19 protein-coding genes and 1 tRNA gene are annotated in these 21,679 nt (G+C 58.7%); 13 read left to right on the top strand and 7 right to left on the bottom strand.

Annotation, left to right across the window (positions count from 1 at the left end; translation table 11 throughout):
• Positions 1-492, bottom strand: a complete 492-nt coding sequence (locus tag SGN16_RS22385; RefSeq protein ID WP_210640173.1) for a cell envelope protein SmpA — start codon at positions 490-492, stop codon at positions 1-3.
• A 322-nt stretch (positions 493-814) separates the two neighbouring features.
• Between SGN16_RS22385 and mgtE the strand changes: the two genes are divergently transcribed.
• Positions 815-2,257, top strand: a complete 1,443-nt coding sequence (mgtE, locus tag SGN16_RS22380) for a magnesium transporter (protein ID WP_210640171.1) — start codon at positions 815-817, stop codon at positions 2,255-2,257.
• A gap of 123 nt (positions 2,258-2,380) precedes the next feature.
• Here mgtE and SGN16_RS22375 read toward each other — a convergent pair whose 3' ends face one another.
• Positions 2,381-2,707, bottom strand: coding sequence for an Arc family DNA-binding protein (locus SGN16_RS22375; RefSeq protein ID WP_025215095.1), 327 nt, complete (start codon positions 2,705-2,707; stop codon positions 2,381-2,383).
• A gap of 527 nt (positions 2,708-3,234) precedes the next feature.
• Here SGN16_RS22375 and SGN16_RS22370 point away from each other — a divergent pair.
• The 5 genes from SGN16_RS22370 (at position 3,235) to SGN16_RS22350 (ending at position 8,900) form a co-directional block, all read left to right on the top strand.
• Positions 3,235-3,311 (top strand) — tRNA-Arg (locus SGN16_RS22370).
• 275 nt (positions 3,312-3,586) lie between these two features.
• Positions 3,587-5,194 (top strand): response regulator, encoded by a 1,608-nt coding sequence (locus tag SGN16_RS22365; protein WP_339101813.1) that lies wholly within the window; start codon positions 3,587-3,589, stop codon positions 5,192-5,194.
• Complete coding sequence (locus tag SGN16_RS22360) at positions 5,187-5,879, top strand: HAMP domain-containing sensor histidine kinase (RefSeq protein ID WP_210640168.1); 693 nt, start codon at positions 5,187-5,189, stop codon at positions 5,877-5,879. Before SGN16_RS22365 ends, SGN16_RS22360 begins: the two co-directional genes overlap by 8 nt.
• Positions 5,880-6,220: 341 nt before the next feature.
• On the top strand, positions 6,221-7,462 hold the full coding sequence (locus SGN16_RS22355; RefSeq protein WP_210645381.1) for a glutamine synthetase family protein: 1,242 nt from the start codon (positions 6,221-6,223) through the stop codon (positions 7,460-7,462).
• Positions 7,463-7,532: 70 nt separating this feature from the next.
• Complete coding sequence (locus SGN16_RS22350; RefSeq protein ID WP_210640166.1) at positions 7,533-8,900, top strand: MFS transporter; 1,368 nt, start codon at positions 7,533-7,535, stop codon at positions 8,898-8,900.
• Positions 8,901-8,963: 63 nt separating this feature from the next.
• Here the strand turns inward: SGN16_RS22350 and SGN16_RS22345 are convergent, their stop codons facing one another.
• The 4 genes from SGN16_RS22345 to flgA form a co-directional block, all read right to left on the bottom strand.
• Positions 8,964-9,710 (bottom strand): flagellar brake protein, encoded by a 747-nt coding sequence (locus SGN16_RS22345; protein WP_210640164.1) that lies wholly within the window; start codon positions 9,708-9,710, stop codon positions 8,964-8,966.
• A gap of 92 nt (positions 9,711-9,802) precedes the next feature.
• Positions 9,803-10,270 (bottom strand): flagellar protein FlgN, encoded by a 468-nt coding sequence (locus SGN16_RS22340; RefSeq protein WP_210640162.1) that lies wholly within the window; start codon positions 10,268-10,270, stop codon positions 9,803-9,805.
• A gap of 48 nt (positions 10,271-10,318) precedes the next feature.
• The gene (gene flgM, locus SGN16_RS22335; RefSeq protein WP_339101811.1) at positions 10,319-10,633 is read right to left on the bottom strand and encodes a flagellar biosynthesis anti-sigma factor FlgM; all 315 of its coding nucleotides are present in this window, start codon (positions 10,631-10,633) and stop codon (positions 10,319-10,321) included.
• 173 nt (positions 10,634-10,806) lie between these two features.
• Positions 10,807-11,571, bottom strand: coding sequence for a flagellar basal body P-ring formation chaperone FlgA (gene flgA / locus SGN16_RS22330; protein ID WP_210640159.1), 765 nt, complete (start codon positions 11,569-11,571; stop codon positions 10,807-10,809).
• A 78-nt stretch (positions 11,572-11,649) separates the two neighbouring features.
• Here flgA and SGN16_RS22325 point away from each other — a divergent pair, with 78 nt between their 5' ends.
• From SGN16_RS22325 to SGN16_RS22295, 7 genes are all read left to right on the top strand, one after another.
• Positions 11,650-12,576, top strand: a complete 927-nt coding sequence (locus tag SGN16_RS22325; protein ID WP_210640157.1) for a chemotaxis protein CheV — start codon at positions 11,650-11,652, stop codon at positions 12,574-12,576.
• Between the two features lie 53 nt (positions 12,577-12,629).
• Complete coding sequence (gene cheR, locus SGN16_RS22320) at positions 12,630-13,457, top strand: protein-glutamate O-methyltransferase CheR (RefSeq protein WP_210640156.1); 828 nt, start codon at positions 12,630-12,632, stop codon at positions 13,455-13,457.
• 340 nt (positions 13,458-13,797) lie between these two features.
• The gene (flgB, locus tag SGN16_RS22315) at positions 13,798-14,205 is read left to right on the top strand and encodes a flagellar basal body rod protein FlgB (RefSeq protein WP_210640154.1); all 408 of its coding nucleotides are present in this window, start codon (positions 13,798-13,800) and stop codon (positions 14,203-14,205) included.
• A 3-nt stretch (positions 14,206-14,208) separates the two neighbouring features.
• The gene (gene flgC, locus SGN16_RS22310) at positions 14,209-14,652 is read left to right on the top strand and encodes a flagellar basal body rod protein FlgC (RefSeq protein WP_210640152.1); all 444 of its coding nucleotides are present in this window, start codon (positions 14,209-14,211) and stop codon (positions 14,650-14,652) included.
• A gap of 15 nt (positions 14,653-14,667) precedes the next feature.
• Complete coding sequence (flgD, locus tag SGN16_RS22305) at positions 14,668-15,390, top strand: flagellar hook assembly protein FlgD (RefSeq protein ID WP_210640150.1); 723 nt, start codon at positions 14,668-14,670, stop codon at positions 15,388-15,390.
• Between the two features lie 30 nt (positions 15,391-15,420).
• Entirely contained in the window at positions 15,421-16,719 is a 1,299-nt protein-coding gene (gene flgE / locus SGN16_RS22300; RefSeq protein WP_339101810.1) for a flagellar hook protein FlgE, read from the top strand.
• 306 nt (positions 16,720-17,025) lie between these two features.
• The gene (locus SGN16_RS22295) at positions 17,026-18,504 is read left to right on the top strand and encodes a calcium-binding protein (protein ID WP_339101809.1); all 1,479 of its coding nucleotides are present in this window, start codon (positions 17,026-17,028) and stop codon (positions 18,502-18,504) included.
• A gap of 200 nt (positions 18,505-18,704) precedes the next feature.
• Here SGN16_RS22295 and SGN16_RS22290 read toward each other — a convergent pair whose 3' ends face one another.
• Complete coding sequence (locus SGN16_RS22290; protein WP_210640141.1) at positions 18,705-21,596, bottom strand: ribonucleoside-diphosphate reductase subunit alpha; 2,892 nt, start codon at positions 21,594-21,596, stop codon at positions 18,705-18,707.
• Positions 21,597-21,679: the final 83 nt, after the last annotated feature.

The following is a 21,679-nucleotide window of genomic DNA, read 5'->3' as shown; positions in this document are numbered from 1 at the left end:
CTACGATTTGCCTTTTACGCATCCTCTTTCATCAAACACGATCTCTGCGCTGCGACCTTTCTTCGCTTTGTAGGTATACCGTGTGCTCGAATTCCTTATTTTGATTGAGTCGGGTTTGCCCAGGGCGCTCTCTACATCCTGCTGGCTCATGCCGGCGATGATGCGCTGGTTCATGATCGCTTCGCGGCGTTGCCTGGCGTCGATCAGATTGGCGCAGCGGTCTTCGAACTGGCCGACAACTGTCAGTTCCTTGCGTGTGGTTTTGTTGCCGGATGTTTGTCGGGATTCTGCTTCGGGCAGTATCGGCTCGGTCATGCCAGGGCTAAACGAATGGATCTGCTGCAGCGACAGGCTTTCTCCCGGACTACAGCTCAGCGTTGTGAATGTAACGTGCCCCGCGAGACTTTCGCAGCGATGCACGGTTTGCCCAGCGGCCCACAAAGGCAGGCAGGGCAGGGTGGCGAGCAACAACAGATAGCGGCTGGCAGGCATCCGAGCGTCCTCCTTGACGATGAATCAGGGAAGGGTAGCTGCTGCATTTTTACCGGGGCGTGTGTTTTCTTTTCAGGATAAGTCGTCGTAAAAACATAGGTTCAGCCTGCGTTCAGGTTTGTCTCGCAAGCGCTTGTTCTTGCCATGATTTTTTAACGTTTTAAAGCGTCAAGCGGTGTATGATTGCGCCCGTCAGCCCCGCCGGGGCTTTGGAATATCTCCATGGACTTACCCAGTAGTTACTCAATATCAAGTTTTGCCAATCATGAATTAACTGATTGATCCTTCCGGCGTGCTCCACTGCTGGGAGTGGAGTTCGCCTATGACCCAAGTAGAAGTAAAAAAAACGCAGGAAAGCCTTCAGGACCGCCTCGCTCAAGTCGTTGAGCTGCTGCAGCGCCAGCGAGTCGTAGAAGACCTGACGCATCGCCAGGAAGGCCCGCATCATGACCGGGTCGAGAATCTGGTCCACCGGCAGAATCTCGTCGAGCTGCAACGCAAGCTCGATGATCTGCACTCCGCCGACGTCGCCTACATTCTTGAAGCCTTGCCCCTGGAAGAGCGTCTGACGGTCTGGCAGTTGGTCAAGGCTGATCGTGACGGTGACATCCTGCTCGAAGTGTCCGACTCGGTTCGTGAAACCCTGATCGCCGACATGGATGACCACGAGTTGCTGGCGGCGGCCAAGGAAATGGACGCCGACGAGCTCGCCGACCTTGCGCCCGAACTGCCTCGGGACGTTGTCCACGAACTGATGGAAACCCTCGACGGCCAGCAACGTGAGCGTGTGCGCTCGGCGCTGTCTTATGACGAGGAGCAGGTCGGTGCGCTGATGGACTTCGAGATGGTGACGATCCGTGAGGATGTCAGCCTTGAAGTGGTCTTGCGTTACCTGCGTCGCCTCAAGGAGCTGCCGGGGCATACCGACAAGCTGTTTGTGGTCGATTACGACGGCGTGCTCAAGGGCGTGCTGCCAATCAAGCGATTGCTCGTCAATGACCCGGAAAAGCAAGTGGCCGAGGTCATGGCCAGTGACCCGGTGAGTTTCCACCCGGACGAGGACGCGTATGACGCGGCCCAGGCGTTCGAGCGTTATGACTTGATTTCTGCACCGGTGGTCGACAAGAACGGCAAGCTGATCGGCCGTCTGACCATCGATGAAATGGTCGACTTGATTCGTGAGGAAAGCGAAAGCGAAGTCCTTAACATGGCCGGTCTGCGCGAAGAAGAAGACATCTTCGCTTCGGTCTGGAAATCGCTGCGCAACCGTTGGGCCTGGCTGGCGATCAATCTGATTACGGCTTTTGTCGCCTCTCGGGTGATCGGGTTGTTCGAGGGTTCCATCGAGAAGCTGGTGGCGCTCGCGGCGCTGATGCCGATCGTTGCCGGCATCGGTGGCAACTCCGGCAACCAGACCATCACCATGATCGTCCGTGCCATGGCGCTGGACCAGGTCAGTACCGGCAACACCTCGCGATTGATGCGCAAGGAGCTGGCCGTGTCCCTGATCAACGGCGTGATTTGGGGGGGCGTGATCGGTGTGGTCGCTTATCTGCTCTATGGCAGCTGGTCGTTGGGGGTGGTCATGACTGCCGCGATGACACTCAACTTGCTGTTGGCGGCTTTGATGGGGGTATTGATTCCCATGACCCTGGCCCGAATGGGACGTGACCCGGCCATGGGCGCCAGCGTAATGATTACCGCCGTGACCGACAGCGGCGGGTTCTTTATTTTCCTGGGATTGGCGACGATTTTCCTGCTCTGAATCGCTCATCGAAAAGCCCGCCTATCTGGCGGGCTTTTTCATGGGGCTCGAAAATTCAGCTCAAGGCCAAACGCCAGGCAAAAAAAAGCCAGCACAAGGCTGGCTTCAAGATATTGGGTGCGATCAGGACGCGTCTGCGGCCATTTCTACATCATGGGCAATCAGCGAAACGAGGGCGTTTTGCTGGCGATGGGAAAGTTGTCGGAATCGTTGCAGCAGCTCGCGCTCGTGCAGTGACAGCTCCGGGCTGTCCAGACGCATGCTGAGCTCTTCACCCAGCGCGCCTTCCTGAATAAGGCTTTGCTCAAGGCGCGCGATGATTTCAGAGTTCATGCTGCGGTGATGATTGCGAGCCACCTCGGCAATGCGTTCACGCATTCCGTCTGGCAGACGTACGACAAACTTGTCAGCCGTACGGCTGGAATAAACTGCCTGTTTCAATGGGCGCATATATTTAACCGGTTAGTTCAGGGGAGCGGTTCTCGGGATTGGCCGCAGGATGTCGATAGGACAAGGCCCTTAGCCAAATGTTCAACCTGAATTGTTAAGAGGCCCGCATCATGCCTCAAAATTGCCAGATCATTGGCGCCAATTCTGTGACAAATATTGATCCGGGTAAAGGCGTTATGCCAGTACCCTTCATCAAAAAATGCGGACTAGTTTGAAAAAATCAACAGGTCTGCATCTGTGACCACTGCATCGTGTCTATGTGCCATACCGTCCGGCGGATAACCGGAGCGGGGCAAAGGCGTTTGCTGTCCTTGGTATGTATAGGATAGTGGCAAATGGCCGATTTACTAGCTTGAGCTCGCCTGGGACAGATGAGCGGCGATCGGTTGCTCGGTGTCGTCGACCTCCAGAGCTGGCGAGGGTAGCCTTTGCCTACACTTAAAAAACCATGGACGACATGACAAACCCAGGGCTGACCGTTAACATGCACGCCGTCCTTCGTACCGCGGTTCTCGCGGTCGACTTGTGTCTCAGTAGCTCAATTGGATAGAGCATCCCCCTCCTAAGGGGAAGGTTGGCAGTTCGAACCTGCCCTGGGACACCACATTTCCTCGCCGCAATCCCTTCCCGGCTTCTTCCATGCGATCGGCTTAACGGAACACCATTTTCGGCCGATAACCTGACGAGCCCTGTTTTCTCCGGCGTTTCGGCGTGCAGGAACGGCTCGCAATGTGCGCTATGACACAGCCACGACAAGAGGTTCGCAAAACCCTTGATCGTAAGTAGCTGGTGGCTATTATCTGCGCGCCTTGCTGGGCTATGAGACGGCGTTTCGTTGCTTGCCATTGGGTTATTTTCTTACTTGCCTGGACATCCTCGATGCTGGCGTACCACCAAAAAAGTTTTCTGATCGTCGATGATTTCTCGGATTTCCGCAGCTCCGTCCGGTCCATGCTGCGTGAGCTGGGCGTCAAGGACGTGGACACCGCTGACACCGGTGAAGTGGCGCTGCGCATGTGTTCGCAGAAGCGTTATGACTTCATTTTGCAGGATTATCACCTGGGCGACGGCCGCAAGAACGGCCAGCAGGTGCTTGAAGACCTGATGGTCGAGAAGCTGATCAGCCATGAAAGCGTGTTTCTCATGGTGACCGCTGAAAGCAGCCAGGCGATGGTGCTCAGTGCCTTGGAGCATGAGCCCGATGCGTACCTGACCAAGCCGTTCAATCGCTCTGGCCTGGCTCAGCGGCTGGAACGGTTGGAGCAGCGCAAGACCCTGCTCAAGCCGATCCTGCAGGCCCTTGATCGCGGCAAGCCGATGGAAGTGCTCAATGCCTGCATCGCCCTGTGCAAGCAGGATCCACGTTATGGACCGTTGTGCCTGCGTTATCGGGCCGACGCGCTGCGCGACTTGAATCAGAACGAAGCCCTGGAGCGTCTGTACAACACCATCCTCGCCGACCGCCCGTTGCCGTGGGCCTATGCGGGCCTGGGGAAGCTGCTGTTCAAGCGCGGACAGGTCGGCCAGGCCAAGGACGTCTATGAGAAGGCCCTGAAGGTATTTCCGATGATGCCGGCGTTGTACGACGGCATGGCTGAAGTGCTGGTGGCCGAAGGTGATACGAAGCAGGCGCAACACGTACTCGAAGAAGCGGTGCGCCTGTCGCCTCTGGCGGTTCGTCGGCAGTCGCTGCTGGGCAAGCTGGCAATGACCAACGAAGACTACGAAACGGCGTCCAAGGCCTACCGCCAGGCGGTCGGGCAGGGCGCGCAGTCGCGCTTCAAGGATCCGGAAAGCAACCTGGGCCTGGCTCATGCGTTGATCAGCAAGGGCAGCGAGAAGGGTTTGGATACCCGAACCCGACTGGAGATCAATACCACCCTCAGCGCCGTGGCGAAGGAAAACCTCAACGACCCGGGGCTACAGGTTCGGGCACGGTTGATGAAAGCCACGAGCCTGTTGCTCAACGATGCCGAAACCGCAGAAAAGCTCACCGAACAGGCTTTGCAGCGCCTTGACGGCATGGAGCAGTTCATGAGTGCCGAAGCCGCATTGCTGGTGGCCAAGCAGCTGCAAATGCTCGGTCAGGCCAGTGCCGGCGAATCGATGCTCAAGAACTGCGCGGAGATCTACGGTGACGACCCGACGGTGATGCAAGGCATCGCCAAGCTGACCGACGATCCGAACATCCTCAATCAAGGCAATGCTGCCGCCGAGCTGAACCGCGAAGGTGTGCGCGTCTACAAGACTGGCGCGTTGCCCGAGGCGCGAGAGCTGTTCCGTCGCGCCCTGAAGATGCAACCGAAGAACATCAGTATTGCCCTGAACATGGCGCAGTCCCTGCTGCATGGTACCGACACCAGCGTGGAGTCGGAGCTGCTGCAGGAATGCCGCACCTGTCTGAAACTGGTGGGCATGATGCCCGACACCGATGCGCGTTTTGCGCGTTATCAGAAACTGCGAAGCAAGGCATTTGGCGATGAATGACAGCGAACAGGCACTCGATTTCTCCACGGTGATCGCGTCTACCGTGCACGACATGAAAAACTCCCTGACCCTGCTCATGCAGGCGCATACGCAATGGCTCGAGCGTTTGCCCGATCCCGAGCGGCAGACCTCGGAGCAGGGGGTCATGGAGTTCGAGTTCGCCCATCTCAACGGCTTGCTGGTGCAACTGCTGGGGCTGTACAAGCTGGGGGTCAACCAACTGCCGCTGCATCCGGCCTACCATGAGCTGGATGATTTCATCGAGGCGCAACTGGCCAGCCACCAGGACGTGTTCCGCAGTCGCGGGATCATGGCTACCTACGAAGTCGACCCGCTCAGTCCTTTGGGCTTTTTCGATCGCGAGCTGATTGCTTCGGTGCTCGACAACTGCATCAACAATGCCATTCGCCATGCCCGCCAGACATTGTTGGTCAGTGTGAGCGACGAGGCTGGGCAGTTGGTGCTGACCATCAATGATGATGGCGACGGTTATCCGCCCGAGATGATCGAACGTCAGGCCGAGTATGTGCAAGGCATCAACCACAGCAGTGGCAGCACCGGGCTGGGCTTGTACTTTGCCGCGCGGATTGCCGGGTTGCATCAGCGTGGCGGTTTGTGCGGGCGCACCGAGATTGCCAATGGCGGGGTGCTGGGCGGCGGAGTGTTCCGGATTTACCTGCCCTGAGCCTGTCTGCGCAAATAACCCTGCCAACACAAATCCCCCTGTGGGAGCGGGCTTGCTCGCGAAGCCGGTGGGTCAGCAAAACATCTGCAAGCTGACCCAACGGCTTCGCGAGCAAGCCCGCTCCCACAATGTATCCAAGGTTCGGTGTTTATTCTTTCCGGGTGCTTGATATTCCGAACAGCCGAAGCCTATTTTGTACGGGTTGCCGTTCGCGGCTCGCACATAACAAGGATTGCGTCATGACGACCGATGGCCAGCGTTCACTCGCGCAGCGACTGACGGGCATTGATGAGATTGAATGCGTTACGCCGGATTTGAATGGCGTGCCGCGGGGCAAGGTGATGACCGCCGAGGGTTTTCTCGAAGGCCGGCGGTTGCAGATGGCGCGAGGTGTGCTGCTGCAATGCATCATGGGCGGTTATCCGCCGTCGCGCTTTTACGGCAGCGATGACGGCGACCTGGCACTGGTGGCCGACCCGAAACAGATCCACCGCCTGCCCTGGAGCCAACAGCCCCGGGCCCTGGCGATTTGCGACGCCGATGAATTGACCGGCGAAAGCTCCCGGCTGTCCACGCGCGGCCAGCTCAAGGCCGTCATCGCTCGATATGCCGCCCTTGGCCTGGCGCCGGTCGTGGCCACCGAGCTGGAATTCTTCGTGTTCGCGCCCAACCCGGATCCGACCCGGCCATTCCAGCCGCCGGTGGGCCTGGATGGCCGGCGCGAAGAGGGGCACTCGGCGTTCAGTATCAGCTCCAACAATGGCCTGCGACCGTTCTTCAGTGAAGTCTATGAATGCATGGCGGCGCTGGGCTTGCCCCGCGACACGTTCATGCATGAAATGGGCGTGAGCCAGTTCGAGATCAACCTGCTGCACGGCGACCCTTTGTTGCTGGCCGACCAGACCTTCCTGTTCAAGCATCTGCTCAAGGAAGTGGCGCTCAAGCACGGCCTGACTGTGGTTTGCATGGCCAAACCCTTGGCGCATACGCCGGGCAGTTCGATGCATATTCACCAGAGCGTCGTCGAGTTGGACAGCGGGCGCAACGTGTTCAGCGACGCGGCGGGCGAACCGACCGCAACCTTCAGGCATTTCATCGGTGGACAGCAGGCGGGCATGGCGGATTTTACCGCGCTGTTCGCACCGAACGTGAATTCCTACCAGCGCCTGTGTCATCCGTTCGCGTCACCGAACAATGCCTGTTGGTCCCATGACAATCGGTCGGCCGGGTTGCGGATTCCGGCCAGTTCGCCGGCGGCCCGTCGGGTCGAGAATCGCTTGCCGGGAGCGGATGCCAACCCCTACCTGGCGATTGCCGCCAGCCTGGCAGCCGGGCTCTATGGCATCGAAAATCGCCTGGAGCCAAGCGCCGCGATCCAGGGCGAATTCCAAGTGCCAGATAATCTGTCGCTGCCATGTACCTTGCACGCTGCCCTGGAGCGTCTGAAACGTAGTCATTTGGCGAAGGAACTGTTCGGTACGGAGTTCATCGAAGGCTACGTCGCTTCGAAGTCCATGGAACTGACCAGCTTTTTTGATGAAATCACGCCCTGGGAGCGGCGTGTCCTAGCGGCCCAGGCATAACGAACCGTCGCATTCGGGCTATCTTCAACGGATAGCCCTTACTTACCTCAAGGAGCCGCTCGGAACGCCGATGCGCCAAATCTGGAAACCTTTTCGAGCGCTTTATTTCGCCTCGCTGATGATGTTGATCGGCTCCGGCCTCTTGAGTACTTACCTGGCTTTGCGCCTGGCCGCCGACCACGTGGACAGTCTGTGGGTCGGTGCGCTGATGGCCGCCAACTATTTCGGCCTGGTGCTGGGCGGCAAGATCGGCCATCGGCTGATCGCCCGGGTCGGGCATATCCGTGCCTATTCGGCCTGCGCCGGAATCGTCGGTGCGGCGGTGCTGGGCCATGGCTTGGTGGATTGGCTGCCGGCCTGGATCGTGCTGCGGATGATCGTCGGCTTGGGCATGATGTGCCAGTACATGGTCATCGAGAGCTGGCTCAATGAGCAGGCTGATGCCAAGCAGCGCGGAGTGGTGTTCAGCGGCTACATGATCGCCTCGTACCTGGGGCTGGTGCTTGGGCAACTGATACTGGTCATGCACCCGGCCCTCGGCCTGGAACTGTTGATGCTGGTGGCACTGTGTTTTGCCCTGTGCCTGGTGCCGGTGGCGCTGACCCGGCGAATTCACCCGGCGGCACTGCATCCGGCGCCGATGGAGCCGCGCTTCTTTATCAAGCGTGTGCCGCAGTCGTTGAGCACGGTACTGGGTTCCGGGCTGATCGTCGGCTCGTTCTATGGTCTGGCGCCCCTGTACGCTTCTCAGCAGGGCTTGTCGACCGAGCAGGTCGGTCTGTTCATGGGTAGCTGCATCTTTGCCGGACTGCTGGTGCAGTGGCCGCTGGGCTGGCTGTCCGATCGTTACGACCGGGCCTTGCTGATTCGGTGTTTTGCGCTGGTCCTGGTGGTATGTGCGCTGCCGCTGGCGATCCTGCCGAAGGTGCCACTGGAAGTGCTGTTTGTCGCGGGATTTTTCTGTTCGTTGGTGCAGTTCTGCCTGTACCCGTTGGCGGTGGCATTTTCCAACGACCATGTCGAAGGGGATCGTCGGGTATCGCTCACGGCGATGTTGTTGGTGACCTACGGTGTCGGTGCCAGTATCGGGCCGCTGGTGGCCGGGGTGCTGATGAAAATGTTCGGTAGCCAGATGCTGTATGGCTTTTTTGCCTTCTTCGCCTTGGTGCTGGTATGGCGGATTCGGCCGAAGGCGGTGACCAACTTGCATCAGGTCGACGACGCACCGCTACATCACGTAGCGATGCCGGACAGCATGTCGAGTTCGCCCCTGGTGGCGTGTCTCGATCCGCGGGTGGATGAGCAGGTGGTGCAGGAGCAGATGCAGGCGCCGGCCAATCCGGACCTTGAGCCTGCGCCAGACCCAGAGCCGGCCACTGAAACCGACACTGCGCCCGACGAGCCGCAGGCACCCAGTTTTACCCAGGCCCGGCCTTGAGCCGGTCATAAAAAAACGGGCAGTCACCGCGAGGGACTGCCCGTTTTTTATGGGCGAAGCAGATCAGAGGTCGTCTTTATCGAACCGACGGGCTTCGCGCTGCAGTTGATAGACGAAACGCTCGACCTGCCGTTGCACCAGGCCACTGATATTGTGGAAGCGCACGCCGGCGAAGGTGGTGTTGATCTTCTCTTCGAAATGCAGGTAACGCAGCTCCACTGGCGCAGTCATGTTGCCAAAGGGCAGGGCCGCGATGAAACGCTCGTAGACCTGACCCAATTGCAGGCGCGCGGTAATGTCGCCTTCGAAGCGCAGCTTGCAACCGGTTGCGGAAATATCCAGCAGCTTGCCGTTTACCGGAGACTTGAGTTTTTCGCCACCCAGTTCTACGTCCACCAGTTGCGCCAGTTTCAGGGCGGCGCGAAAGGCATTGCGGCGTTGGTGGTACACCACTTCCTCAGGCAGGGCACCGCGATAGCAGCGACCGTCACTGGACTCGGCGATGGTCAAGGGGCCGTTGCCTTCCCACGCGATGCGCACGCCGTCATGGAAACCCTCGACACGAAACGGCTCACCCGCCAGCAAGAAGCGTTCGCCATCGCGCGGGATCATTTCGTCCAGGGCAATGGAGTTGCTCTCGCGATCGACATTCACCAGATAGCTCTGGAAGCGCTGGGTGCGTTCGTGGAACGTGATGATCAAGGGGTCGTGGCTATCTTGCAGCATCCGTAGGTTGCCGGCGATTTCCAGGGGCGTGGTGAGGACCTTGGGTGGCTGCGGAGCATCATCCGCGTTTGAGGCATTGAACACGGTGAGTCAATCTCCAGGCAAAATACGACTACAAAGAGCCGGCATTTTGCCAGCATGTATCGCGCGTTGATAGAGCGTCGGCATCGTTCGCTTCATGCCTGGCTGAGCGGGCGGTGCTTGACCATCTTGGCGGTCGAACCGCGGGCGTCATAAAGCGTCGGGATTTCGCCGCCATTGAGGATACGCAACTGGTTGGCGGTGGCGGCCTGCTGGAGCTGGATCGACTGGCCGTTGCGCGCATTGGCGTCCTGGCACTGGGCGAGCAGGTCGTTGAGTACTTGGCTTTGCGACAGCAACTGATCGCCGACCGAGGATTGGCTGGCCAGTTGTTCAAGACCGCTACTATTGGCGGGCAGATTGAGGCTGGCGAGAATCTCGCTGCGCTTGCGGCCATGCTGATCGAGCAAAATGATCAATGCCTGTTTTTGCGCCAGAATAGTTTCCAGCAGGGGCATGTCGCGACCGTGCAGTGCCAGGGATTCGGTCTGCAGTAACTCCAGCAATTGTTGTGCGGGAGCGAAGTCGTCGGTAATCAGTTGCAACAAGTTAGTGTCGTGCATGGCTGGCCTTGGGTCTTAAGCGTCCAAAAGCCTGGCGCTGGCCTCGGGCTAGCGCTGGGCTTCGAAGTTGAGCAGTTTGCTGGCTACGCGGTTGCTGTCGACTTTATAGCTGCCATCGGCGATTGCTGCTTTCAACTCGGCCACGCGGGCGTTGTCTACGACAGGTTGATCGCGCAGCTTGTCCGTGACCTTCTGCAACTGCTGAGCCTCATTGCTGAGGTGTACCGACTCCCCATTGCTGACAGTGACGGCCTGTTCGGCTGGCGCGGATTTGTCGGCTTCGACGGCTTCCTTGCTGGCGCTGGTGCGCGTAGTGCCTGTCAACGGTGAAGAACTGTTTAAACGATTGAAATCGATGACCATGGTAAAAAACCTCTGGGTATTTGGACGCTTGCCATGTTTTCGGCCATCCCCCAAAAAACTTTAGGCTCATTTATTCAATGAGCGTGCGCACGTCTGCGCTTGCCTTTGCGTAAGGCACAGTCTAGGGAACACCCGGGTCAAGCGCCAGCTCTCTACCCATTTCTACCCGATCGCTACATCGCCACTTCCACCTGGCCCGGGGCCATGACCTGCGCCTTGATAACCCGCTGGGAATTGAGGTTTTTCACCCGAATCTGTTCACGCATGCCCCCGTTGGACAAGGCTTCGCCTGGCATCCGCACAGCCAGGGTCCCACTGCGGGCGGTAATGACCACCTGGTCGCCTTTGCGGATCACTTCGGCCTGTTCCAGGTGCACCAGGGTGACGACTTGATCGGCGACCATTGGTCGGACAAGTTTCTGGCCGATCGCCTGGTCGACGGAGGTCAGGAAGCCTTGGCTGATCTGACTGATGTCCCGTTCGCGCAGGATTACGTCCTGAGGCTCGACAATCCCGGCCCGCTTGAGCGGACGGGTGGTGGTGACAATTTCGCGGAACAGGCGCACCTGAGCCGGTACGAACACTGTCCAGGGCGCGGCGCTGTCGCAACGTACCTTCACCGTGACCCGGCCCAGGGGTCTTGCAGGGCTCTCCAGCGAAGCAGTCAATTCCTTGTCGCACATCGGCATGCGCAGGCGCGGGTCGAGTTGGTTGACTTCGATTTCATAGCGACCCTCGGTTTGACTGGTAGCCAGATAGTCTTCTACGGTGAATTCAAGAAAGCCCTGAGTGACGCCGATAAGTAGATCAGGCAAGGTAACCGGTACAGCAGCGAGGGCAGGGCCGCCCGAAGTGAACAGGCAGACAGCCAACAGTGCACCGAGCCAATGGCGGCAGTGAGTGATCAGGCGTCGAGAAAATGTCGTTTGTGCGTTCATGCCGGTTGAATAGCAAGCCCCGTGCCGTTTAGTGATGAATGCGCGTCGGACACATTAGCGTTAGGTAGGAGTCAGGGCATGGCGGGAGTAATGGACTCGGTAAACCAGCGTACACAGCTGGTCGGTCAGAATCGCCTGGAGCTGTTGCTGTTCCGTCTCGACGGCCAGCAATTGTATGGAATTAACGTATTCAAGGTCCGCGAGGTGCTGCAATGTCCTAAGCTGACCCTGATGCCTAAGTCCAGTCCCGTCGTGTGTGGTGTGGCGAATATTCGGGGAGCGACCATCCCGATTCTCGATCTTGCGATGGCGACCGGTTCCGGTCGATTGCTGGATCAGAGCAATCCGTTTGTGATCATTACCGAGTACAACACCAAGACCCAAGGTTTCCTGGTTCGCTCGGTGGAGCGCATCGTCAACATGAACTGGGAAGAGATTCATCCGCCGCCCAAGGGCACTGGCCGCGATCACTACCTGACGGCGGTGACCCGGGTCGATAACCAGTTGGTGGAAATCATCGACGTGGAGAAAATCCTCGCCGAGGTGGCGCCGACCCCGGAGGCGATTTCCGTGGGGGTGGTGGATGCTGAAACCCAGCACAAGGCGATTTCGCTGCGGGTATTGACCGTCGATGATTCTTCGGTTGCACGCAAGCAGGTCACCCGTTGTCTACAAACGGTCGGCGTTGAAGTGGTGGCGTTGAATGATGGACGGCAGGCGCTGGATTACCTGCGCCAGTTGGTCGACGAGGGCAAGAAGCCCGAAGAAGAATTCCTGATGATGATCTCCGACATCGAAATGCCGGAAATGGACGGGTACACCCTGACGTCAGAAATTCGCAGCGACCCGCGTATGCAAAAGCTGCATATCATTTTACATACTTCATTGTCGGGGGTTTTCAACCAGGCGATGGTCAAGAAAGTCGGCGCCGACGACTTCCTGGCCAAGTTTCGGCCCGATGACCTGGCCTCCCGAGTCGTCGATCGTATCAAAGCAGCAGAATAAAGCTCGGGCGCGTTGTGCGCCCGGCAAGCCAACACAATGAAAGAGGCGGTATCTTGTCTACGGGTAATTTGGATTTCGAACAGTTCCGGGTCTTCCTGGAAAAAGCCTGTGGCATTTTGCTTGGTGAAAACAAGCAATACCTGGTGTCGAGCCGTCTCAACAAGTTGATGGAGCAACAGGGCCTTAAATCGTTGGGCGAACTGGTACAGCGTATCCAGACCCAACCGCGCAGCGGTTTGCGTGAGATGGTGGTGGATGCCATGACCACCAATGAGACCCTGTGGTTTCGTGACACCTATCCGTTCGAGGTGTTGAAGAACAGAGTGCTGCCGGCTGCCATCAAGGCCAGCCCGGGCCAACGCCTGCGGATCTGGTCGGCGGCCTGTTCGTCGGGGCAGGAGCCCTATTCGTTGTCGATGTCCATCGACGAGTTCGAGCGGACCAACATCGGCCAGTTGAAAGGTGGTGTGCAAATCGTTGCCACCGATTTGTCCGGGACCATGCTCAATAACTGCAAGACCGGCGAATACGACAGCCTGGCCATCGGCCGTGGTTTGTCGCCCGATCGCCTGCAGCGCTACTTCGACCCAAAAGGGCCGGGACGCTGGGTGGTCAAGGCGCCGATCAAGAACCGGGTGGAGTTTCGCTCGTTCAACCTGCTGGATAGCTATGCCAGCCTGGGCAAGTTCGACATCGTGTTCTGCCGCAACGTGTTGATCTACTTCTCCGCCGAAGTGAAGAAGGACATCCTGTTGCGTATCCACAGCACCCTCAAGCCTGGCGGCTACCTGTTCCTCGGCGCTTCCGAGGCGTTGAACGGTTTGCCGGATCATTACCAGATGGTCCAGTGCAGTCCGGGGATCATCTACCAGGCGAAGTGATTCGCTTTGGGTTGTCAAAAAGCGGGAGTCCTCAGGGCTCCCTTTTTTATGCCCGCCTCCCTCCAATCAGCACCAATCCCTGCGATAGCGTTAGCGGCGACACATGCAAATCGATGTAACGGATAAACCGTCATCGCGAGCCAGCTCGCTTCCACAATTTGACACTCATTGCCCTCGGTAAGCGGCAGAAAAGCGGCAGCCAGCGGAAGCCGATTGCCGCTTTTCTGGCATTGCCGCTTTGCCGATGCCCGCAAAGCCCCGGTTTATGGGCTTTTTTAAAGTGGCACGGCGCTTGCTAAGTTCATCGTACGTACATTCTGGTCACCCAAAGGTTTCCGACATGAGCATCAGCTTCGATAAAGCGCTCGGTATCCACGAACAGGCCCTGAGCTTCCGCGCCCAGCGTGCCGAAGTCCTGGCCAACAACATCGCCAACGCCGATACCCCGAACTACAAGGCTCGGGACCTGGACTTTTCCAAAGTGCTCGCCGAGCAGAACGAGAAGACCAAGAACGGCACCTTCGCGCTGAACATGACCAATAGCCGTCATATTGAAGCCGAGGGCCTGGGCAATGGTGACGAATCGCTGATGTATCGCACGCCGATGCAGCCTTCGATCGATCAGAACACCGTGGACGCTCAACTGGAACAGTCCAACTACGCGGAGAACTCCGTGAACTTCCAGGCCAGTTTCACGCTGCTCAACAGCAAGTTCAAAGGGCTGGTATCGGCCCTTCGCGGAGAGTAAGCCATGTCGATCGCGAGCGTATTCAACATTGCCGGCAGCGCCATGAGTGCCCAGACCACGCGTCTGAACACCGTCGCCAGTAACATCGCCAACGCCGAGACCGTTTCGTCGAGCATCGACCAGACCTACCGTGCTCGTCACCCGGTATTTGCCACCATGTACCAGGGCGGCCAGTCCGGCGGCAGCGACTCGCTGTTCCAGGAGCAGGACGCGGCCGGGCAGGGCGTACAAGTGCTTGGCGTGGTCGAAGACCAGAGCAACCTCGAAGCCCGTTACGAGCCGAACCATCCGGCGGCTGACGCCAAGGGTTACGTCTACTACCCGAACGTCAACGTCGTCGAAGAAATGGCCGACATGATTTCCGCCAGTCGTTCGTTCCAGACCAACGCCGAAATGATGAACACCGCCAAAACCATGATGCAGAAGGTCCTGACCCTCGGTCAGTGATAAGGGGCGAGTCACATGAGCGTTACCAACACTACCAGCGGTTTGAGCCTTAACGAGATCCTGGCCAACTCCTCGGTCAAGACCAGCACCACCAGCGATGGCCTGTCCTCGGCAACGAGCTCGGCCACTGGTTCGCAGTCGCTGGGCAAGGATGCGTTCCTGCAATTGCTGGTCACTCAGCTGAAAAACCAGAACCCGCTGGAGCCGCAGGATAACGGTGAATTCGTTGCCCAGCTGGCGCAGTTCAGCAGCCTGGAAGGCATCACCACCCTTAACGACACCGTGAGCGGCCTCGCCAGCAACTACAACTCGTCCCAGGCCTTGCAGGCTTCATCGCTGGTCGGGCGTTCGGTCATTGCTCCAGGCAACAAGGCCGTGGTCGATACCTCCAAGAGCCTCAACGGCACGGTGGTGGTGCCGACTTCGGTGTCCTCCATTGCGCTCAAGATCGTGGACAAGGATGGCAAGACTGTCCGCACCATCGACATGGGTAGCCAGAATGCCGGCAATGCCGCTTTCATCTGGGACGGCAAGAACGACGCCGGCACGACGGTCGAAGCGGGCACCTACACCTTTACGGCCGCGACCACCATCGACGGCAAGGCGACGTCGCTGATCACCAACCTGCCGGCAACGGTCAGCAGCGTGACGATCAGCCAGACGGGCGGTGAACTGATGCTCAACCTTGCCGGGCTGGGCAGCATTGCCCTGTCCAAAGTACAAACTATTGGTATGTAGAGCCGACTAACCCGGCAAAAGGAGTGGAAAATGTCTTTTAACATCGGCCTTAGCGGTCTCTATGCAGCCAACAAACAGCTGGACGTGACCGGCAACAACATCGCCAACGTGGCGACCACCGGTTTCAAATCGTCCCGCGCGGAATTCGAAGACGTCTACTCGGCCACCAAGCTGGGTTCGGGCAGCAAGACCGTCGGCAACGGCGTGCGCCTGGCCAACGTTTCCCAGCAGTTCGGCCAGGGTGACGTCAACAACACCGGCAACGTGCTCGACATGGGTATCCAGGGGCAGGGCTTCTTCGTCCTGGATAACGACGGTTCCCTGAGCTACACCCGTGCCGGTACCTTCAAGACCGATAAAGAAGGCTACGTCACCAACAGTGATGGCACTGCACGTCTGCAGGGCTACGGCGTGGATGCCAACGGCAATATCCTCAACGGTATTTTGACCGACCTGCGCATCGACACCTCCAACCTGCCGCCGAATGCCACCAGCCTGGTTTCGTCGACGATCAACCTGAACTCGACGGCGACGGCGATCACCGCGGCGTTCAATCCGAGCGACACCGCTACGTTCACCAAGCAATTTACCACTCCGGTCTACGACACCCAGGGCAACCAGCATTCCATGGACCAATATATGGTCAAGACTGCTGGCAACACCTGGAATGTCTATACGCTGATCGATGGTCGTAACCTGGATGGCAGCTTGCCGACCACGACGGGTGCGACCGCACCGATCCCTTCGACCATGACCTTTGATTCGAACGGCAAGTTGACCCAGGTCAGCACCCCGCCAGCGACTATTAACAGCGACCTGGTATTGACTGGCTGGGTTCCCGGCACCGTAACCAACGGCGTATGGGCCGCCAACGGCGCCGCGAGTGCACCGACCATCACGATCTCCATGGGCAATACCACCCAATTCAACGCCGATACCGCGCGGTCGATCCCGACCCAGAACGGTTACGCCACTGGCCAGATCACCAACCTGACCATCGACGGCAGCGGCGTATTGCTGGCTAACTTCAGCAACAACCAGACCAAGCCGATCGGCCAGATCGCGCTCGCCAGCTTCACCAACGAACAAGGCCTGCAACCTGTAGGTGGCACCAGCTGGAAGGAAACCTTCGCCTCGGGCATCCCAGGCTACGATGCCCCACAGACCGGCACCCTGGGTTCGATCGTCTCCAACTCCCTGGAAGAGTCCAACGTCAACTTGACCAATGAGCTGGTCGAGCTGATCAAGGCCCAGAGCAACTACCAGGCGAACGCCAAGACCATCTCCACCCAGAGCACCATCATGCAGACCATCATTCAGATGACCTGATAGCTGGCTGTTTCAAAAAAACCGACGTCCTGAGGCGTCGGTTTTTTTATGCGTGAAATTCTTCACCGGTAACTACCGTCTGTCGGCTGGCTGGTGCGGAACTTGCGCTTCAGTCCAAATCGCTCAACGAGCGTCAAGTTTCCATACGACTGTCATCGAGTCTGTATTGACGACAGGGATGTCACGAAAACCAAGGGACGGATACCAGTTTGAAACCCCATAACGCTGTCAGTGCGCCTATTGTCGCGCCTTCATTGAAATTGGTACTGCGTCGAGGAGAGGATCACCGGTTCGAACTACGACGACGTGTTCACCACGGCTCTGGACACCACTGAGTTCTATGGTGGTGGCGGTAATGACGTGTACATCATCAATGGCACCGCCAGCCAGTTCGTGCGTGAGTTTGCCGGTGGCGGTGACGATGAGGTACGTACCAATCAGGTGAACGTGACCCTGGCCTCTGAGGTGGAGCGCCTGACCTTCACCGGCACAGGCAATTTCGTCGGTCGCGGCAACGCCTCGGACAACGTCATCATTGGCGGCGCGGGTAACGATACCCTGTTCGGTGGCGCTGGCGCGGACCAACTCATCGGTGGCGAGGGAACCGATACCGTCAGCTACGCTGACAGCACTGCGGGTTTGACCATCAACACCCAAACCGGCATCCACACAGGCATCGCCGCAGGGGATACCTACAGCAGCATTGAAGCCATTACTGGTTCCAACTTCAGTGATGTCTTTGTTGGTGATGCAGGCGCCAACATCTTCAACGGCGGCACCGGCTTGGACTTGTTGAGCTTTGCCAATGAGAGCTCAGGCATCACGCTGGATCTGAGTGCGCCTTTGGTGACGGGAGTCGCGGCAGGTGATAGCTACACCTCCATTGAGATTTTCCAGGGAACTGCCCAGGCCGATACTTTCACCGGCAGTACCGCCGCTGCGGAAAACTTTATCGGTGGTGCAGGTGCCGACACGCTCAATGGCTTGGGCCGTGGTGACGGTGCCTGGTACCTGACCAGCAGCGATGCGGTGCAGATCGACCTGCTGGCGGGAACCGCATCGGGTGGTGATGCGCAAGGCGACGTGTTGGCCAATATTGATAATCTGATCGGCTCGCAATTCAACGACACGCTGACGGGCAATGCCTACTCGAACAAGCTGGAAGGCGGGGCGGGTAACGACTTGCTCTATGGCGGCGATGGCGATGATTTTATCTATGGTGGCACCGTTACGGATATCAGTACCCTTGCATTGACGCCTTCCACTGGCGCCCAGGCCGATACGCTTTATGGCGGCAATGGCAATGACACCATGTCCAGCAGCGGCAACGACGCTGGCAGTGTGCTTTACGGCGAGGCCGGCAGTGATACGTTGACTGTCTCCTCCGGTATTGCCTATGGCGGCGATGGCAACGACATTCTGACGGGAACCGGTTATGCCTATGAACTTCATGGTGGCGCGGGTTTTGATACTTTCAATATGAATGCGTCTGGCGATGCCTATGGCGGGGAAGGTGGGGATGCCTACATAGTCAACTCCAAAACCATGGTTGCCATTGAAGACACCGGGACGACAGGTGTCGATACTGTGAGGTTGAAGAATATCCAGAGTCTCAACGATGTGCAGGTTATCAAGACCGATGCAGGTGCCTACATTTTCAACGCGGCCGATTACCAGAGCGGTAACCTGGACTCCGGTGTTTTCCTGAAGGACTGGTACGCAGGAAGCAACACCATCGAGACGTTCTTCACCAACAACGGCGACTCTTTCACCCTTCCGGTCTAAGCGTCATCTGGCCACTGCGGCACCTGTCGATTTTCGGCGGATGTTGCGGTGAGAAAAACATAAACGGCGAGGCCCTCGATCCAGGCCTCGCCGTTTTTTTGTATCTGGCATATCCCCCACACAAAAGAAAACCCCCGATAAACCAGCGGTCTATCGGGGGTTCCTTTTAGCAGGCGCCTTGCAGCGCCCACTCGCTCAGCTTATTGGCAAGCTTCGCAATCCGGCTCGTCAATCGCACAGGCCTTTGGCACTGGCGCCGGTCCGGCTGGGGCAGCCAGGACCGAATCGTCGCCGTGGTTGCCGCCGCTGGAAACAGCGTTCAGCTTGCCAGTGTTGATGGTCGACTTCTCGGTGCTGGTGGCAGCCAGGGCACGGAGGTAGTAGGTGGTTTTCAGGCCACGGTACCAGGCCATGCGGTAGGTCACGTCCAGCTTCTTGCCCGAGGCGCCGGCGATGTACAGGTTCAGCGACTGAGCCTGGTCGATCCACTTCTGGCGACGGCTGGCGGCGTCGACGATCCACTTGGTGTCCACTTCGAACGCGGTGGCATAGAGCGCTTTGAGCTCTTGCGGGATGCGCTCGATCTGCTGCACCGAACCGTCGTAGTACTTCAGGTCGTTGATCATGACCGAGTCCCACAGGCCGCGGGCCTTGAGGTCGCGAACCAGGTACGGGTTGATCACGGTGAATTCGCCCGACAGGTTCGATTTCACATACAGGTTCTGGTAGGTCGGTTCGATCGACTGCGACACGCCGGTGATGTTGGCGATGGTCGCGGTCGGTGCGATGGCCATGATGTTGGAGTTACGGATGCCTTTCTGCACACGGGCGCGAACCGGTGCCCAGTCCAGGGATTCGTTCAGGTCAACATCGATGTACTTCTGGCCACGCTGGGCGATCAGGATCTGTTGCGAATCCAGCGGCAGGATGCCTTTGGACCACAGCGAACCCTGGAACGTCTCGTAGGCGCCGCGCTCGTCGGCCAGGTCGCAGGAAGCCTGGATCGCGTAGTAGCTGACCGCTTCCATGGACTTGTCGGCGAACTCGACGGCAGCGTCCGAACCGTACGGGATGTGCTGCAGGTACAGCGCGTCCTGGAAGCCCATGATGCCCAGGCCGACCGGACGGTGCTTGAAGTTGGAGTTCTTCGCCTGTGGCACCGAGTAGTAGTTGATGTCGATCACGTTGTCGAGCATGCGCACGGCGGTGTTCACGGTGCGTTGCAGCTTGGCGGTGTCCAGCTTGCCGTCGACGATGTGGTTCGGCAGGTTGATCGAGCCCAGGTTGCAGACCGCGATCTCATCCTTGTTGGTGTTCAGGGTGATCTCGGTGCACAGGTTCGAGCTGTGGACCACGCCCACGTGCTGCTGCGGGCTACGCAGGTTGCATGGGTCCTTGAAGGTCAGCCATGGGTGGCCGGTTTCGAACAGCATCGAGAGCATCTTGCGCCACAGGTCTTTGGCCTGGACGACTTTGAACAGCTTGATCTTGTTGTACTCGGTCAGGGCTTCGTAGTACTCGTAGCGCTCTTCGAAAGCCTTGCCGGTCAGGTCGTGCAGGTCCGGTACTTCGGATGGCGAGAACAGGGTCCACTTGCCGTCATCGAAGACGCGCTTCATGAACAGGTCAGGGATCCAGTTGGCGGTGTTCATGTCGTGGGTACGACGACGGTCATCACCAGTGTTCTTGCGCAGCTCGATGAATTCTTCGATGTCCATGTGCCAGGTTTCCAGGTAGGCACAGACCGCGCCTTTGCGCTTGCCGCCCTGGTTGACCGCGACTGCGGTGTCGTTGACCACTTTGAGGAACGGCACGACGCCCTGGGATTTGCCGTTGGTGCCCTTGATGTACGAGCCCAATGCGCGGACCGGGGTCCAGTCGTTGCCCAGGCCACCGGCGAATTTCGACAGCATGGCGTTGTCGTGGATCGCGCCGTAGATGCCCGACAGATCGTCCGGCACGGTGGTCAGGTAGCAGCTCGACAGCTGTGGACGCAGGGTGCCGGCGTTGAACAGGGTTGGAGTCGAGGCCATGTAGTCGAAGGACGACAGCAGGTTGTAGAACTCGATGGCGCGGTCTTCACGCTGTTTCTCTTCGATCGCCAGGCCCATGGCCACGCGCATGAAGAAAATCTGCGGCAGTTCGAAACGCACGCCATCCTTGTGGATGAAGTAGCGGTCGTACAGGGTTTGCAGGCCCAGGTAGGTGAACTGCTGGTCGCGCTCGTGGTTGATGGCCTTGCCGAGTTTTTCCAGGTCGAATTCGGCCAGCACCGGGTTCAGCAATTCGTATTCGATACCCTTGGCCACGTAGGCCGGCAGCGCCTTGGCGTACAGGTCGACCATTTCGTGGTGGGTCGCGCTTTCGGCGACTTCCAGGAAGCTCAGGCCTTCGGCACGCAGGGTGTCCATCAGCAGGCGGGCGGTCACGAAGGAGTAGTTCGGCTCGCGTTCCACCAGGGTCCGCGCGGTCATCACCAGCGCGGTATTGACGTCCTTGAGGGCGACGCCGTCATAGAGGTTCTTCAGGGTTTCGCGCTGGATCAGGTCGCCATCGACTTCTTCCAGGCCTTCGCAGGCCTCGGTGACGATGGTGTTCAGGCGACCCATGTCCAGCGGCGCCAGGCTGCCGTCGGCGCGGGCGATGCGGATCGATGGGTGAGCTTGTACCGGCGCGTCGGCAGGCGTGCGGGTGGCGCGCTCCTTGGCCCGGGAGTCACGGTAGATCACGTAGTCGCGGGCGACTTTCTGCTCGCCTGCACGCATCAGGGCCAGTTCGACCTGGTCCTGGATCTCTTCGATGTGGATGGTGCCGCCCGATGGCATGCGACGCTTGAAGGTCGCGGTGACCTGTTCGGTCAGACGGGCCACGGTGTCGTGGATTCGCGACGAAGCGGCTGCGGTGCCACCTTCAACTGCGAGGAACGCTTTGGTGATGGCGACGGTGATCTTGTCATCGGTGTAAGGAACGACAGTGCCGTTACGCTTGATCACGCGCAGTTGGCCCGGCGCGGTGGCGGACAGATCCGGGCTCGAATCGGCGGCCAGCGGCGCGGTGCCCTGCGGGTTCTCGCGAGTTGTGTCGGTGTGCATGGGTGTCTCCACGTTCTTTATGTTTGTTTGGGCACCATCACGGTGCCCACCGTTCCGTCCTGAAGCACTACAACCGACTGGCG

This window comes from Pseudomonas sp. G166 (genome assembly GCF_037027455.2).
Taxonomy (GTDB): domain Bacteria; phylum Pseudomonadota; class Gammaproteobacteria; order Pseudomonadales; family Pseudomonadaceae; genus Aquipseudomonas.
This window is presented reverse-complemented; position numbering and strand designations above follow the sequence as displayed.